Genomic DNA, 15327 nt, shown 5'->3' on the forward strand with positions numbered 1-15327 from the left:
TCGGGGTCATCGGCGAACGGACGGGCGGGCCGTGTCTGCCTTCGCAGGGGATGTCGTGGCCGGTGGGCGGCGGCGTGCGGTCGCTCGGGCTTGCGCGCGGATGGTGTCGAGTCGGCTGGTGTGGGCGTCGACGACCTGCTGCGGGGTGAGCGGGCTCGGCTTCTGCACGGCGGAGTGGTGGGCGGTGCGGTCGTACATGCCGCGCTGGAGCGGGGCGGGATCGGCGAGCGCCGTGAAGAAGGCGTTCACCAGGTGCTCGGGCGTACGGCCGTCGAACCATGCGTGCCAGATACGGCGTCCCATCGGCGTGCCGTATCCCGGCTCACAGGTCTCGACGTGCCAGTCCGCCGCGGCGCCGTCGCCCGGGTCGGCCCGCTGTTGGGCGTGGCACATGGCGTCGGGTGAGTAAGCCGCGTTCCGCGCGTCGAGCAGCCAGCCCGCCGACTCCAGCACGGGGAAGAGATCCGATCGCTGGGCGGGCGGCGGGGCGATAAGGGCGTCGGTGAGGCTGCCGAGGATCTCGGCGGGGACGAGCTCGCCGAATTCGGCGTACCAGCCCGGCTCGGTGTCCGTGGGCTCGGCCCGCAGCCGCCACCATGCGGAGGTGGCGGACTGCGGGTCGAACTGGAGGGAGTGCCGGCGGTCGGGGCTCGTCAGGACGATCTCCGCGCTGAGCGGGTCGGAAGTGCGGGTCCAGCCGGCCGCGGCCAGGCCGTGCGTGACGTGCCGGGCGTCACCCGGGCCGGCGAGGTGACGGGGGCTGGTGCCGAACGGGATCCGCCAGGCGTGCTTGTCGGCGAAGGCAGCGAGCTGCCGTTCGCTCACCGGCACGGGCTACACCCCTGTGACGGTGGCGGAGTCTTCGCGTACAGGTTGCGGAGGTCGTCGAGGACGAAGTGGAGGGCGTGCTGGTCGGTCTGCTCCCACGCCGCGGTGCGCAGCTCGGCGATCAGGAGACGGACTTCGGGGTTGCGCGGCCTGTCGGGGTGGTCCTGTAGGGCGCGGGCGAGGGCGCGCAGGGTGTCGCCGAGCTGGATGGGGACGCCGGTGTACTCGTCGAGGAGCGGCTCGGTGAGGGCGAGCGCTTCGGCCGGGTCGGGGTTGTCACGCAGGTACTCGGTGAGCCGCGACAGGGTCTCGGTGGCGTTGCGGATGTCGTCAAGGGTCGGTGCGGGCAAGGGGCTCCTCGGGGTAAGAGACCATCGGGTCAGCGGTGGGCGCGGGCGCCGCCAGTGTGGGCGTGCGGCCGGGCGGCGGGGCGGGTGTGGGGGCTTCGGACAGAGTTGCGGGCCCAGGTGGTGGCGCGGGCTGCCGTGATCCGGGCCTGCTGCCACGCGCTGAGCTGGGAGGGTTTGACGGAGACCGACCAGGTGCGGATCTGTGCACTCAGCGGCACGCGTCCACGCGGACGCATGACAGGGTCGGGGTTGGCGAGTTCGGTCGAGAAGGCTTGTACCAGGTGCATCGGCGTGCTCGGCGAGAAGTTCGCGGTCCAGCCGTTGCCCTGGCTGTCCTTCGCTCCGGTCCACCACATCGCCTCGCCGTCGGGGCTCTGGTGGTACTGCATCCACGCGGTGCCGTCGGGGCTGGTCGCGGTGTAGTGCTCGCCCTCGAAACGCGTGTGCCAGTTCTGCTCCTGCAGCGGCGCCCAGACGTTGGGGGCGTGCGCGGAGCGCGGACGGGTGAGGGCATCGGTGAGACCGGCGACGATCTCCACCGGAGTTTGCCGGCCCAGGTGTGCCGACCACTCGTTGCTGTGGCGGGTCGCGGCGCCGTGGATGGTCCATCCGCCGGGAAGGACGTAGGGGTCGTACGCGATGCGGATGGTGCGGTCCGGGCTCTCCAGGGCCAGGGGGCCGCCGGTCTTGGAGTGGTCTCGCCATCCTGAGGCGCGCAGGAACTCGGAGATGTGTCGGACGTCGCCGCCGCCGGCGAGGCCACGCGGGTGGACGAGGTAGTGCTGCTCGGCCTGTTCATCCGGCCCCCAGCCCTGCCACGTCCTCTTCATCGGTGCCGCCGGATGACGAGCGGGGCGGGAGCCGGGGGCTTCGCCGCTGTTGTGGAGGGCTGGGCGCCGACGCGCCGGAGGGTGGCGCGGTGTTCGTCCAGGTCTCCGCCGATGGCGTCGAGGTCGTTGGTGGCCCGGCCGAGGGCGAGCCACACCTCGGCCGGCAGTACGCCCCGCTCGGCCTGCGTCTTCGCGAACGTGCTGCTGACGGACATGAGGCCGGTGACGCCATCGAGCAGTCCGTGGTCCGGGTTGAGGACGTGAGCGATGACCTGCACCGCTTCGTGAGGCGGGAGCTGGGCGAGGTGGTCGGTCAGCAGGCCGAGCTGCCGGGCGATCTCGTCGGCCAGCCGCACTGGGTAGGGGGCGGGGTGGGACATGCTCCTCCGGGGCGGTGGACGGTCAGTGGTGGTGGGGGTGGCCGACGCGCCGGGTCTCGGCGAGGACCGCCTCTGGATGGGCGCGGGCCAGCGGGGAGATCTGGTCGGGACCGGTCGGGATGCAGGCGCGCAGGTAGCGGCGGAACAGGGCCGTCGCGAGCCGGGGCTTGAGCAGGGACGTGATCCGCGCGGGTGTACGGGGTGCTACGGGTTTCTCCGGGAGTCGAGCGGTGCGGGGCGGGCGGCCCCGGCCGGGTGCCGGGGCCGCCCGATCGGTCTTACGGGGTGCGCCGGGCTGGTGCGGGGCGTGAGGAGGAAGGGGCCGGTGCCGGGTTCTGCACCGAGGGGTGGGCCGTGCGGGCGAGGGCTTCGTGTGCGGCCTGCCGGAAGGTGGCCTCGTCGAAGACCTCGGGAGTGCAGTCGACCTTGTATCCGGCCAGGCGGAGGACAGGGATGGCACGCGTCGCCAGGTGCTTTTGCTCGTCGATGTCGAGATGTTCGGGCACGGTGTGCCAGATGTAGAGCGGCGCGCCGACGGGGTACTCGTGTCGCTGCAGGCCGAGTTGGTCCAGCAAGTCGTGGAGCGCGGCGGGGGCGCCGGTGGGGGTGTCAGCGTGGATCGTGGTGGTCAACGGCTTGACGTAGAACTCCACGACCGTGCCGTATTCGTCGGCCAGGTTGCCCATGGGCCTCTCTTCTGTGTCACCGGGCGCGGGTTGCCGGCGTCCGGGCGCCGAACGGAGCGGGTGCTGCGGGTGCCGGGGCCGTAGCGGGCGCGGTCCGGCCTGCCGGGTGCTGGAGCGCCGTGCCGATGCCGAGGGCATCGAGCGGCGGTCCGATCGCGCGCAGGGCGCGGGCCTGCCCCCGGGTGTCATCCGCGCCGAGGCGGTAGATGCCGCTCTGCGGGTCCTGGATGAAGCCGTTCGCTTCGAGAACGGTGCCGGCCTTGTCGTCGACAGGGGCGGTGGCGATGCTGCCGTCCTGCTGCCAGGTCAGGACGAGACGGTCCGGCTGGGAGGGCTGGATACCGCCCAGGGCGTTGTGCCGGACCTGAGCGAGGGCGCTGTCGTAACGGACGAGCAGGTCGCCGGCGACCTGCTCGGCGCTCAGGAACGGGTCGTCGGCCAGGGCGATGCCGTTGGGCTCGGGGACGGCGCGGTACGCCTCGTCGGGCAGGGCGCGGGGGGCGACGGCGGCGACGAGGAATCCGTCGCGCTTGTCGTGCCGCTCGAGGAGGACGAGCTGGGCGCCGTCCGTGCGGCTCAGGACGGCTGCCTGCCGCAGCGGGCGCTCGGCGAGGGAGTCGGCGACCAGGTCCAGGTCCCAGATGCGCTCGGAGAGTTCGGCGAGATCGTCCTTGGCGTCCGGCGGGAGGTAGGAGCTGGTCCACGTGTCGGGGAGTTCGCCGGCGAGGACGTCGGCGTACGAGGCGAGGCGCTCGGAGGTGTCGTGGTCGTGCATGGTGTCCTTGGGCGAGGTGAGGGTCAGCGACGCAGGCTGGCGGCGACCGGGGGCGGCGGAGCCGGCAGCGTGCGCGGCGGGGGCGGGCAGGTGCACACGGCGGAGCGTTCGCGTTCGGTGACGGGGACCTCTTGGGTGCAGGTGTTGTGTCCGGGGTGAGGGGCGTGCCGGTCGGCGAGCGCGTTGCAGGTGTGTGCGAGGTCGTTGATGACGCGGAGCTCGTCGGCGAGGTAGCGCAGCGGCCGGGAGGTGTAGGGGGCGGATGCTTGGCTGCGCCTGTCGTGGAAGTCGGCTGTGGCGGTGAGGACTTCGTGCAGGGCGGCGAGGATGCCGTCGCAGTCGGCGGTCAGCTCGGTCACGGCGTCGGCCGCTTCTTCTCTGGTGACGGCTTCCCGGATCCGCTCGGCGATGTGTGCCACGGAGGAGCCCGGCGGCAGGTAACTGGCTGGGCGCGAGTCGGTGTCGAAGTCCTCGTGGCAGTCAACGTGGTACCCGGCGGCTCGCAGTCGGGCGACGGCTGTGGTGGCGAGGCGGGTCTCGTCTTGCTTGGCCAGGCCGGTGGGTGCGCGGTGGTAGGTCTCGTGGAGACGGACGACGGCGACGAACCCGGCACGCTGGAGGATGCTGTACGCCGCAGGGTCCCCGCCGCGGGCGAGGAGTTCGTCGGAGTGCGGGTCGCGGCGGATGTCCAGGAAGCGGTCGGCCAGGGTCAAAGAGACGTTTCTCCTACAGGGTTCGGTAAATGGGGCGCTGGACGGCGGACGAGGTGGCGGCGACCCGGGGTTGGACAAGGTCCGTGGCGGTGGCGTCCAGGTCCTGCTGGATGGTTTGCAGGCGGCGCGCGATCAGCTCCAGGCGGTGCGCGGTGCCGACGCTGGCGGCGCCGGGCTGGGAGGCGATCCGGTGAGCGGCGTGCTCGACGAGTCCGCGGACTGTGGCCAGCGGGCCGGCCTGCTCGTCGGCGAGCTGAGTGAGCACGCTCGCGAGTTGAGCCGACGCCGTCGGTGCGGGCCGGGAGGTGGGAGGCGCCGACTGCGCGGCGCGTACCGGGATCAGCTGCAGGTCTTCCTCGATGCGGCGGGCCTCTGCTGCGAGCTGCCGCAGGACGTCGGGGGGCGGCGCGTGCCACGCACCGTCGAGGTGGATCAGGTTGGCGATCAGGTCAAGGCGCCGGGGCTGGGCCTGGACGGCGATCCACCGGCAGCCGTTCTCCTTGCCGGGAATCTGGACGCCGGCGGCGCGGGCGAGCCGGTGGGCGACTTCGGCCCACTCGGGGCCGGTGAGGTCCCGGTCGTCGGGATGGAGCCGGACGTCGAGGTGGAGGATCGCTCGCCGGTCGTCGTCCGGGCTGACGGCGAAGGGGTGCTCCAGGAGAGGATCTTCGAGGTGCTCGGCCCACTGGACGGAGGTCCAGGTCATCTGCTCGTCATCGAACGTGTAGTTGTCCAGGCCCGGCCAGTGGCCAACGACGGTGTGCTCGGTCAGGCCCTCGTGCGGTGAGACCGGACGCCCGAGTGCCTCGGCGAGCGGGTCGCGTGGGGCATGTGTCCGCTCGTGGAGACGGGGGATCACTGGCCGACCCGGACGTCGGCCACGTGCACCAGCTGGCCCACGGCGGTGGTGGTGTACCAGCCGCAGTCGATGAGGGCGTTGTCGTCGGGGTACTTCGGGAGGAGGGCGTCCTCCATGGCCCGCAGGTGGATCAGGCAGTCCGGGCAGCGGCGCGAGAGGTGCACGAGGTACCTGGGGTGGGCGGTGATGTAGGACTGCTGCCCGCCGGTCGCGTCTCGCAGGCGCCAGCCGGCCTCGTCGGTCGGGAGGTGCCAGGACGGGGCGACCACGCGCATCGCGTCGCCCCACAGTTCGCCGCCGGCTACCCCCTTGAGGACGACGACGGTGTCGCCTGCCTGGAAGTGGGCGTGGGTCATGTCCCGGTGGGGGGTGAGCGGGTCGGGAGTAGGTGCGACCACGGGGTTGGGCGGGAGCTGGGACATGCGATTCCTTCCACGCGGGGCGGATGCGGTGGGAGGAACAATGGTCCGGAGGATCGCCGGTTTGGCTAACCGGCGATCGTCGGCTATGTTCCGCTGCCGTCAGCGGAACGGGTTCTCCGTACCCCGGTCGTCCTCGCCAGCGGCGTCGAGGAGTTCGAGCAGGTCAGAGCCTGCCGCATCACGCTGGTCGATCCACCAGCCGGCACGGGTGATCGAGCGGGCCTTGTCTTCCAGCTCCGCCCAGTCCGCCTCGTCCCAGGACCCCTCGACGACCAGGGCGGTGTGTGCGGAGACCATCAGTGTGTGGCGAGATCGTGCACCCCAGTCCAGAGCCTTCTCCGGTCCCTCCAGCTGCGGCATGTCGAATTGCGTCGCCCACGCGGCGGCAGCCTCCTGCTCTGTGGCGCGCTTGGCCGCGAGCCACTCCTCCTTGGACTCCGTATCGGCGTCGCGGGCGGCCTTCCAGCAGTCGGTGCAGTCCCTGCCGGCGAGCCAGCGGGCGAAGCCGGCCCGCCGGTCGGCGGGGCGGTCGGACTGGTCATGAACTACCTGGTGGGAGCACGAGTGCTCAACAGTCCACTTCGTACGTACTGCCATGTAATTGTTCCTACTTTCTATCTTTTGTGTCGCCTCAGCGGGTCCTGCGGATGGCGTCTGTGGCCGCCGTGGCGATGGCGGCGGGAGCGCTGGAGGGCCGGGGCAGGTGCAGCAAGGTGGTCCCCGGCAAGTGGTGGGACTTCGCGGTGAGGGTGAGCTGGAGTACGGCGCAGCCGGCGGTCGTGAGCTGCTTGACGCGGGTGACGGCTTGAGCGGTTTCGTCACTGCCGTAGTGGGCGTCGGTGACGATTACGAGGAGGCGGCCGGCGCCGGGGCGGCTGAGTTCGAGGCCGTGGTCGAGTGCGTCGATGGCGTCGCCGAGGTTGTGGTGGCCGCCGGTGGCATCGAACGTCGTCACGCGCTCCGGTGCTCGGTGGGTGGGTCGGGTCAGTGCGGTCAGGTGCCTGTCGTAGGCGATGGTGGCGGTACGGGAGTCGGGGTCGGTCAGGGCTGCTGCGCGTGCCACGATCCAGGCAGCGGACGCGACGGGCGCGCAGGCGGCACGCATGGAGCCGGAGACGTCGACGGCGATACCCACGCGCAGCGGTGGGGTGGGGGAGTTCCGGCGGCGGGTGTGGGTGAACGGTTCTGCGGTGGGGACCGACCCGGCCGCGCGCTGGGCGTCGCGGGCGAGGGCCGCGCGCATGTTGAGGCGGCCGGGCGGGGTGGGGCTGGTGGTCCGTTCTTCGGTCCGCTCGCGGTAGGCGGCGGCACGCAGGGCGCGGCTCAGGCGTGCGGCGGCGCTCTGCTCGGCGGCGGTGGGCCTGCGGGTGCCGGTGACCGGGTTGCTGTAGGGCGCCGGTGTGCCGTCGGGGGTGACGGTGGTGCCGCGGGCGTTGAAGACCGACTTGGCGGTGGCGGCGGCTTTGCGTCGCTGGCCGGCCCGCTGGGCGCGGTCCTGAGCCTGCGCCTTGGACCGGGCGGCCTTGGCGTTCGTCGCTGTGTCCTGTGCCGCGAGGTCGGCGGCGTCGGTGGCTGCCGTGCTGTCCATGACGACTCCCACGGCGCCGGACAGCAGATCGGCGAGGTTCTCCGGCACGGGCAGGGCGGGGGCCGCGGTGTCCAGAGCGTCGCACCATTCCTGAGCGTGCGCGAGCATGGTCGTGGCGTCGTGGTCGGCGCACTGGTGGGCTGCGGTCCAGATGCTGGTGAGCGTGGCCAGCAGGTCTGCGCCCAGCACCTTTTCGCACAGATCGGCGACGGCCCGGGTCTCGCCGGCGTCCAGGATGCCGACGTCACGGCGGCCGAGGACCAGGGCCGCCACGGCGGCGGCGTGCTCGATGCCCTGGAGGGTGGGGTGGGCGATGTCGGGCATGACCAGGGTCCGGGCACTGGTGCGCAGGTACGTGCGGTCCGTGGGCCGCCGGATCAGGTGCGCGCCTTCGACACGGCTCTCCTCCAGCAGGAGCGCGGCCTCGACGACACGGGGGTCCGCTCCGGCAGGCGCCGTCCAGACGGAGTGGGCCGCGTGCGCGGCCTCGTGGACGAACACTCCCCAGGCGGCGGGATACCGCTCCTCGTCGCCCACGATCCGCGGATGGATCTCGTGGGGCTTCAGCGGGGCGAACAGGCCGGCGTCGAACTCGACCTCGCCCAGAGCGGGGAAGAACGCGGCCGGTGCGCCACTGCGCGTGCCGGGGCGGCAGGTGACGAGGAGGTCCTGGCGGCCGGAGAGGGCGACCAGCCGGTCGCCGAGTTCGGCTCCCACGCGCAGCCACGCGGCCGGGGAGGAACGGGGTCGCGCGGGCGGGGCGCCGTCGTCGTCCCATCGAGTGAGGTCGGCGTCGTCGTCCGGCGTGGTGGCGGGGGACTGGACGTGGTGGTGGGCGCTCATCGCGAGCGGCCCCGGTGCGCGGAGCCGATGCTGCCCGGGGGCTTCCGGGCAGCCGAGGCGGAAAGCTGCTTGCCGAGGGTGAGGGGAGCGACCTCCTTGACGCCGACAGCCTTGATGACGGCGGCGGCGACGGCGTCGCGATCCTCCACAGGAGCGATGCCGACCAGGTTCGCGAGCGCGGCTTTGGTACCGAGGACGGCCTCGGCCTTCTGGTAGCTGAGCAGTTCCCGCAGTTGGGGGGCCCAGCCCAGCTCGCCGAGTTCGACCTGGCGGGAGAGGTGTCGGGCGACCCGGACCACCCGGGCATCGATCCTCAAGGCCAGGGCGAGGTCATAGTCCGTGCCGATCTGAATCTGCACGCTGAACCGGGACGCGAGCGCCTCCGTCAGAACCGCCCCGTGGACGCCGGGATTGTGGCCCGCCACCACGTAGAAGCCCGGCTCGGCCTTGATGGTCTCGCCCTTGTGGGCCTTGACCTGGATCTGCCTGCGCCCGTCCATCGCGGGATACAGCGCCGCCAGGACCTTCGGCGAGATCAAGGTGGCATCGTCGATCAGCAGGGCGCGGCCCTCGGTCATCGCGGTGACCAGCGGACCGTACTGGAAGACGTAGCCTCCCGCGTCGGCCTGCGTGTACTCGCCGATCAAGTCGCCGACCGTGGTGTCGCCGTCACCGGCGACGGTGAGCAGGTCCGGGAACGCCGCCTCGACCAGACTCGTCTTGCCGGTGCCCGGAGGGCCGTAGAGCAGCACCGGCACGTCGGCGTCGCGCAAGCGATTCAACGCCTCGACGTCGGGCAGATCGGCCAGCTCCCGGGGGTGGTAGACCTGGCCCCCCGCGCGGCGGATCGGGCCGGTCTGCCTGGTCGTGGCTGCTGCGGGAATGGTCGTGCGGGCCGTTGCCGCCTGTGCGCGCGGAGTGTGGGTGCCCGGTGGGCTGATCACAGCGGTCTGCGCGGCTCCGGCGGTTTTCGCGTTCGCGCGGAACTCCGGTTGTCCGGCTCCGCCTTGGTCTGCCTCGCCGCGTCGCACCAGGGTGAGGGCGGCGTTACGGACGGCGCCGTGGGAGTGGCCCAGCTGCCTGGCCATGTCCCCGATGGTGAGCGTGTCCGCCGGCCGGTCGGCCAGCAGTCGGGCCACCTTGGCCCGTAGTTCGCCGCCCTTGGTGCGCGCTGGGCTGGTAGGCGTAACGGGTGTGGTCAAACGAGGCCCCTTCAACAGGTGCGGATGCGGGCGGGGTTGGCGATGCGCTGGAGAGGCTGGCCCCTCTCGGAGGGGATCACGGACTGTGCCGATATCGGCGACTGGGGCGTACCGTCGGCGCTCACCGGCCGGCCGAGGGCTCGGTCCAGGTGCACGGGATGGCCGGCGACGAGCAGCTCGCTGGCTGCCGAGCAGGTCGGTGCGTCTGCTCCGTACCGGGTTCCGTCGCTCGGCAGGTGCAGTCCGGCGCCTCTTCGAAGCCGTCCTGAAGCAGGATCCGCCGGGCGGCGGCGTTGTAGCTGGTAGTGGTGACCTCCCCGGTGATGGCATGCCGGATCGGCATGAACGGCTCTGCTGGTGCTTCGGACAAAGGCGGATCTCCTATCGGTGGTGCCGAGACGTCTTGTGCTGGCCCTCGGGCAGGCGGCGGTGCCGACCGCGGCGGTTCAGGCGTCCGGCGGGGCCGAGACGACGACGCGCGGTGAGCAGGACGACGAGCGCGAAGGCCGCGCCGGTGGCAGGGAGCGCTGCGGTGGTGAGGGGCTGCTCGGCGAGGCGTCCGGCCAGGGCGGTGCCGACGGACTGCCCGGCGCCGATCGACAGAATCAGCCACGCGTACGCCTCGCTGGTGCGGCCCGCGGGGGTCAGGGAGTCGGTGGTCACGTAGGCGCACGCGACCACGACGGTCAGGAACACACCGGGCACGGCGACCGCGGCGGTGGCCGCGTACAGGCCCGGGAGAGCAACGAGCGGGAGCCATCCGGCCAGGAAGAGGGTTCCGGCGCCGATCAGCCGATCAGTGGTGGTGCTGCTCCAGCGGCGTCGTCCGTAGAGGAGGCCACCGAGGAAGCTGCCGGTCGAGAACGCGGCGGGCAGAATTCCGGCGAGCAGCTCCTGCTCGTGGTGCCCGGCCATGGTGATCGCCCAGACGTTCATGGCCCCGAGCGCGAATCCGATCCCGGCGAGGGAGATGAACAGCAGCATCAGGCCGGGGCTGGCCAACCGGTGGGCAGTCCTGGCCTGTGCCTGTGCGGATGGTGTCGGGCACCAGCGCCGTGACGGCGGCGTGAAGGCGACCACGGCGGTGCCGGTAAGGCCGAGGGCGGCGGTGACGGCGAGCGCGACGGACGGGTTGTAAGCGGAGGCGAGCGCGGCGACTAGCAGGGGACCCACGATGTACAACAGGCCCTGCGTGCCAGTGTCGAGGGCGAGCGCCGCGTGCCGCAGCCGGTGGTCGGGCAGCACACTCGGCCATAGCGCCCGAAGCCCTGCCTCCAAAGAAGGCGTCGTCAGGCCGCCGGCGACGACGATGGCCGCGGCCAGACCTGGTCCACCGTACGGTCCGGCCAAGGGAAGGGTCACCAGGAGGGCCGCGTTGAGCAGGGCGGCCGGAAGGTGCACGGCGGCCTGGCCGTGGCGGTCCATGAGGCGTCCCTTGACCGGCTGGGACAGCGCGGACGACAGCCCGTACAGAGCGCTGAGCAGCCCGCCGAAGGCGATGCTGCCGCCATTCGTGGTGACCCACAGGAGGATGGCGACGGGTGCCATGCCGTTGGGGAGGCGGCCGACGAGGGTGCCGCCGAGCAGGCGGGCGACGTACGGGCTGCCCAGCACCGCGCCGTAGGTGATGCGCGTGGCCGGGGCCGGGGGTGCGGTCAGGGACAAGAAGAGCTTTCTCTCAGGGAGGCGACGCCTCAGCGGTGGCGGGCGGCCGTGCTGGTGCGGGGAGGCGGCGTGGGCGGTGTGGTGTCAACGGCAGGGCGTGGGCGGACCCGCGGCACAGGAGTGCGGTGCGGCGGCAGGACGGCGACGGTCGCGCCGAGGTCCTCGGCCGCCTCTTCGACTTCGCGGGCGAGGAACTCGATCTGCCGACCGAGCGCGCCGAGCCGGGCGGCGATCTGCCGGCCCTGTACGGTCTCCAGCGCACCGGCGAACTGGCCGCCGGTTTCGAGGAGTTCCTGGAGGCGGACCATCGGGCCCGCGTCGTGGCCGCGCTGGGTGGCGCCGAGGAGTGCGTTGGACGCGTCACCGGCGTGCTGGGCCTCGATGACGTTCCGGATGAGTTCCTGCAGCGACACCTCGGGCGCGAGCTCGTTCCGGTTGAACTCGGAGACGTCGGCCCGCAGCACACCGGGCGGAACTGGGGCGGGCAGTATCTGGCCGGCTTCGTATTCATGGGCGTAGTGACCGATCACCTGCCAGCCCGGTGCGTCCGGGTCGCCTCTCAGCGCGACCACCGTCGAGTCGTCGTCCTCGACCAGGTAGGCAAGGGTGATCGGTTGGCCGTCCGCGGCGTACCAGGACTCGGTGAGCTCCAGCTCGCCCCGCTTCTGTGCGGCCCGGGCCCGCTCGGTCCACATCTGCTGCTCTTCGACGGTCAGCGGGGCCTGGTGATGCTGGCGCTGGTCGAGGTCGGCGAGGTGGCTGGCGATCGAGCCGTAGTCGGCCCACGCGGTGAGATGTGGCCAAAGGGCCTTGCACTGGGCACGTTCGCCCGCGGTGCCGGGGGCGGTCGGCCGTTCGAGCACTCGGCGGATCGCTGCGGTGGAGGCGGCGAGACCGTCCAGCACGGTCCGCCACCCGGCCAGGTGCCGGGCGCGCGGCAGATCGTCGAGCGCACGACGGGCGGTATCGAGCAGGACATCGGCGCACGGCGCGAGGTACGTGCTGTACGCCTCCACGGCCGCCCTGTCGCGGCGAGCAAGTACCTCTGCCGCGGCGTCTGACTGGACGGTGCGGCCGTAGCGGTCGCGGGTCATGTCCAGCGCGGTCTCGGTCTCGCGGTCGATGACCGCCATCCGCACCCGGTAGCCGCGGGCCCGGTCAGTGAGGTCGAGCGCGGTTGGCGGGGAAACGGCCGGGGGCGAGTTGCTTTCGGGTGTCATCGGGATCGCCCGCCGCCTGCCGCCGTCAGGTGGACGGTGGGCGCGTAGGTGGGCCTCGGCGGGATCGGCCGGGCGGACGGCGTGGAGGTGGTGGGTGGAGCGGCGCGCTGTGTGGTTCGGCCGGCGGCGGCCTGTGCGAGACGGCTGCGCCGCTCCTGCAGTCCGTTCGGGCGGATCGGACGCGGCGGGCCTGCTGACGCGGCGGGGTCGAGAGCGATGTCTGCGTGCACCGTGTAGCCCTGTCGTCGCAGGTCGTGGACGGCCTGGCGGGTGCGTCGCGGGCCGTCGTGCTCGGGTTCGACGAGCCGGTACAGCCGGGGATTCCCGGGAACGGGCTCGAACTGCTCGCGCTCCAGAAACCAGTGGGCGAGGTGGTCGGGCAAGGAGGTGGTGAAGGAGGCGACGAAGCCGTGGTCGTTGTGGGTGCCGAAGGCGAAGTGGGTGCCGGGTTGCAAAGGGGCGGGGTTCTCCTCACGGGCAGTGGTGGAGGGGATCAGTGGCTGTCATGCGCAGGACGGGCCGCGGCGAAGGGCGCACTGGAGTGGAAGAAGCGGGGAGAGCTGGCGGTGGTGGGGTGCGAGGTGCTGCGCCGCGTGTCAGCCGTGGAGCAGATCCGCGCGGCTGTGCAGGACGGAGCGCAGGCTGTGCCCGTACTGCCAGGCGTGACTGCGGGCCGCCGCCTCCATCCGGTCGTACCCGACCTGGGCCGTCATCTGCCCGCCCCACTTTCGGTACCGGTATACGGGGACCGGGAGCAGGACTCCGGGTGCGAGATTCGAGGTGCCGACAGCCGCCATGTAGTCCTCGCCCTGGGCGAGTCCGCCCATGCCGCCGGCTGCGCGTACGAGGCGGGTGCGGGCGAGGATCGTGGTCGGTCCGATCGGGATCGTGTCCTCGGGGCGCGGCCAGTAGGTGATCACGTCGCCGGCCGCGTGGTAGCCGGGCGGGGTGGGGCACTTCCACAGGCGAGTCGAGCCGTCCGGGAGCCAGTCCTCGCTGTATCCCGCGACCCACCCGAGCCGGTCGGTGAAGGCTTCCAGCCGCAGGCCCAGGCTCCAATCGGGGAAGAGGTCGTCGTCATCGGCCCAGTTCACGAACTCCGTGCGGACCTGGGTCAGGCCGAGGTTGCGGGCGCAGGCGGCACCGACCGGACGGGGCAGTGCGAGAGGCCGGACGCGGGGGTCGGCGGCAACCGAGCTGGGGAGCTGCTGCGGGTCGGCGCCGTCGAGGACGAGTACGGCTTCCCACGGCACGGTCTGCCGGGCGAGGCTCGCGTGCATCTCCTCCAGGTAGGGCAGGCGCTCGGGGCGGAGCTGGGTGGCGATGACGACGGTGATCTGCGGGACGGACAGCGAAGGGCTCCTGTGTTCGGGGCGGGACGGGACGGTCAGCGACGCACGGCCGTACGGGACGCGCCCGGCGTTGCAGGAACGGGAGAGGCCGCGGACGGCGCAGCGGAGCGGGGCGGTGTGACGGTGGGCCAGGATGCGGGATCCCCGAAGTCGGTGAGAGGGTCGGCGTCCCAGTCGACGACGGGGCCGAAGGCGGCGTACATCGCGGGGAACACCTCGATGCCGGACGGACGCAGGACGTACCCCCACTCCACGTCCATGCCGCCGACGGTCGTCTCGGTGACCGCGATGCGGGCCGACGGCGAGCCGTCCGGGGTGATCAGGTTGTTTAGGGTCCGGCTAGGCCAGGGCTCTCCGCCGGTTAGGGCGGCGACAATCCCCGGCGGTGCTCCGTCGAGGAGATCGCTGCCCAACTCCTCCCAGCCGATGGCGACGTCGTCCACGAGGTGCCGGGTCATCGCCTCCAGATCCCGGCCGAAGCGGTACTGAAAGGCGGTGACGAGCAGGGGGAGCTTCGAAGCGGGCGTGCCGTCGAAGCTCACGTACACCCCGGTGTACCCGGTGCCGGTGGGGCGGGCGATGAAGGAACCGGTGGTCAAGGAGAACTCTCCAGGTACGGCTAGCGGCTGAGGGAGGTGCCGGGCTTCGGTGAGCTGGGTGGAGCCGGAGGAAGCGGCGGCGCGGTCTTCCGGGCTGAGGACGGTGGCGCGGGAGCGGGGGCGTATTCGGCGCGCGGGGCAGACTCCGGTAAGCGGGGCGGGACGAGTTACTGGCGGGCGATATTCGGGGCTACCTGCCTGGCGTCGGTCTACCGATGGCGCGCGGTGGCAGCGGCGATGGCCGGCGCGGGAACGGGCAGGCGTGCGGGCGTGGTGGTCGGTGTGATGGTGTGGCGGAGGTTCACGCCGATGCCCTTCTGGGCGAGGTGGTGAACCAGGGCCCGCAGGCGTAGAGCGAGGCCGTCGTGGCCGTCCGGGGAGGGCATCAGGAACGCGGCCTGGTGCGGGTCGTAGTGGAACCCGAAGGTGTAGAAGGCCGTACGGGCGTCTTCGGGGACGCTCTTGTACGGAGCGCCGAGTGCGCCGTCCTCGTACCAGGTCAGGGTGACGACGTCGGCCACCTGCGGCGGTCCGGGGCGGAGCGGCGGTTCGGGTTGCACGGCCGCATTGCGCAGCACGGTGTCCAGGGCGTGCTGGTAGCGGGGCAGCAGGCGAAGGACTACCTGGGCGGCTGCGCGTGCCGGCTGGTTGGGGACGGCAATGCCGTTCGGCTCCTCGACGCCGGCGAAGTGATGCGGCTTGACACGGGGGTCGGCGGGCTCGAGCGGTGCCACGACGAACTGGTGCCGGTACAGGGGCCGATCGGTGATGTAGAGCTGTCGTCCATCCTGGTGGTGAACGACCGCGTGGCGGCCGAGGACGTACTGGCTGACGATGTAGTCGACGTGGCCGACGTCCCATAGACCCTCGGCTGTGGCGAACTGCTCGTCGTATGGGTCGTGTTCTTCGTACTTGCTGGTCCAGCGGCCGGGCAGTCTGTCGGCCAGGTCGGCGGCGAAAGCGGAGAGATCCGTGCGTGAGGTGAGCAGTGCTCCATTGAGGACGCGGGGAGGGG

Annotated in this window: 19 protein-coding genes; all 19 read right to left on the bottom strand. The window is 72.0% G+C overall.

What is annotated here, in order from left to right; genetic code table 11:
* Positions 1-6: 6 nt before the first annotated feature.
* The 19 genes from ACF09C_RS26825 to ACF09C_RS26915 all read right to left on the bottom strand — a co-directional run bounded on the left by ACF09C_RS26825 (position 7) and on the right by ACF09C_RS26915 (position 15046).
* A complete protein-coding gene (locus ACF09C_RS26825; RefSeq protein WP_392095022.1) occupies positions 7-831 on the bottom strand; it encodes a DUF317 domain-containing protein in 825 nt (274 codons plus the stop codon).
* Positions 822-1178 carry a hypothetical protein gene (locus tag ACF09C_RS26830; protein WP_392095024.1) on the bottom strand — a complete coding sequence of 119 codons (357 nt, stop codon included), beginning with the start codon at positions 1176-1178 and terminating at the stop codon, positions 822-824. Before ACF09C_RS26830 ends, ACF09C_RS26825 begins: the two co-directional genes overlap by 10 nt.
* 29 nt (positions 1179-1207) lie before the next feature.
* Complete coding sequence (locus tag ACF09C_RS26835; protein ID WP_392095025.1) at positions 1208-2008, bottom strand: DUF317 domain-containing protein; 801 nt, start codon at positions 2006-2008, stop codon at positions 1208-1210.
* On the bottom strand, positions 2005-2388 hold the full coding sequence (locus ACF09C_RS26840) for a hypothetical protein (protein WP_392095027.1): 384 nt from the start codon (positions 2386-2388) through the stop codon (positions 2005-2007). Before ACF09C_RS26840 ends, ACF09C_RS26835 begins: the two co-directional genes overlap by 4 nt.
* 278 nt (positions 2389-2666) lie before the next feature.
* The gene (locus ACF09C_RS26845; protein ID WP_392095029.1) at positions 2667-3074 is read right to left on the bottom strand and encodes a hypothetical protein; all 408 of its coding nucleotides are present in this window, start codon (positions 3072-3074) and stop codon (positions 2667-2669) included.
* A gap of 16 nt (positions 3075-3090) precedes the next feature.
* Complete coding sequence (locus tag ACF09C_RS26850; RefSeq protein ID WP_392095548.1) at positions 3091-3849, bottom strand: hypothetical protein; 759 nt, start codon at positions 3847-3849, stop codon at positions 3091-3093.
* 23 nt (positions 3850-3872) lie between these two features.
* Complete coding sequence (locus tag ACF09C_RS26855; protein WP_392095031.1) at positions 3873-4562, bottom strand: hypothetical protein; 690 nt, start codon at positions 4560-4562, stop codon at positions 3873-3875.
* A gap of 13 nt (positions 4563-4575) precedes the next feature.
* The gene (locus tag ACF09C_RS26860) at positions 4576-5421 is read right to left on the bottom strand and encodes a relaxase/mobilization nuclease (protein WP_392095032.1); all 846 of its coding nucleotides are present in this window, start codon (positions 5419-5421) and stop codon (positions 4576-4578) included.
* Positions 5418-5843, bottom strand: coding sequence for a hypothetical protein (locus ACF09C_RS26865; protein ID WP_392095034.1), 426 nt, complete (start codon positions 5841-5843; stop codon positions 5418-5420). The genes ACF09C_RS26860 and ACF09C_RS26865 overlap by 4 nt, the downstream gene beginning before the upstream one ends.
* A 99-nt stretch (positions 5844-5942) precedes the next feature.
* Positions 5943-6440 carry a hypothetical protein gene (locus tag ACF09C_RS26870; RefSeq protein ID WP_392095036.1) on the bottom strand — a complete coding sequence of 166 codons (498 nt, stop codon included), beginning with the start codon at positions 6438-6440 and terminating at the stop codon, positions 5943-5945.
* Between the two features lie 34 nt (positions 6441-6474).
* Positions 6475-8274 carry a hypothetical protein gene (locus ACF09C_RS26875; protein ID WP_392095037.1) on the bottom strand — a complete coding sequence of 600 codons (1800 nt, stop codon included), beginning with the start codon at positions 8272-8274 and terminating at the stop codon, positions 6475-6477.
* Positions 8271-9413 (bottom strand): AAA family ATPase, encoded by a 1143-nt coding sequence (locus tag ACF09C_RS26880; RefSeq protein ID WP_392095549.1) that lies wholly within the window; start codon positions 9411-9413, stop codon positions 8271-8273. The genes ACF09C_RS26875 and ACF09C_RS26880 overlap by 4 nt, the downstream gene beginning before the upstream one ends.
* Positions 9414-9597: 184 nt before the next feature.
* The gene (locus ACF09C_RS26885) at positions 9598-9819 is read right to left on the bottom strand and encodes a hypothetical protein (RefSeq protein ID WP_392095039.1); all 222 of its coding nucleotides are present in this window, start codon (positions 9817-9819) and stop codon (positions 9598-9600) included.
* A 38-nt stretch (positions 9820-9857) separates the two neighbouring features.
* The gene (locus ACF09C_RS26890) at positions 9858-11141 is read right to left on the bottom strand and encodes an MFS transporter (protein ID WP_392095041.1); all 1284 of its coding nucleotides are present in this window, start codon (positions 11139-11141) and stop codon (positions 9858-9860) included.
* 29 nt (positions 11142-11170) lie between these two features.
* The gene (locus ACF09C_RS26895; protein ID WP_392095043.1) at positions 11171-12361 is read right to left on the bottom strand and encodes a hypothetical protein; all 1191 of its coding nucleotides are present in this window, start codon (positions 12359-12361) and stop codon (positions 11171-11173) included.
* Positions 12358-12816 (bottom strand): hypothetical protein, encoded by a 459-nt coding sequence (locus ACF09C_RS26900; protein WP_392095045.1) that lies wholly within the window; start codon positions 12814-12816, stop codon positions 12358-12360. Before ACF09C_RS26900 ends, ACF09C_RS26895 begins: the two co-directional genes overlap by 4 nt.
* 141 nt (positions 12817-12957) lie before the next feature.
* A complete protein-coding gene (locus ACF09C_RS26905) occupies positions 12958-13698 on the bottom strand; it encodes a glycosyltransferase family 2 protein (protein WP_392095551.1) in 741 nt (246 codons plus the stop codon).
* Between the two features lie 50 nt (positions 13699-13748).
* Positions 13749-14312 carry a hypothetical protein gene (locus ACF09C_RS26910; RefSeq protein ID WP_392095047.1) on the bottom strand — a complete coding sequence of 188 codons (564 nt, stop codon included), beginning with the start codon at positions 14310-14312 and terminating at the stop codon, positions 13749-13751.
* A 209-nt stretch (positions 14313-14521) separates the two neighbouring features.
* The gene (locus ACF09C_RS26915; protein ID WP_392095048.1) at positions 14522-15046 is read right to left on the bottom strand and encodes a hypothetical protein; all 525 of its coding nucleotides are present in this window, start codon (positions 15044-15046) and stop codon (positions 14522-14524) included.
* Between the last annotated feature and the right edge of the window lie 281 nt (positions 15047-15327).

It is taken from the genome of Streptomyces sp. NPDC014870, from assembly GCF_043081505.1.
Taxonomy (GTDB): Bacteria; Actinomycetota; Actinomycetes; order Streptomycetales; family Streptomycetaceae; genus Streptomyces.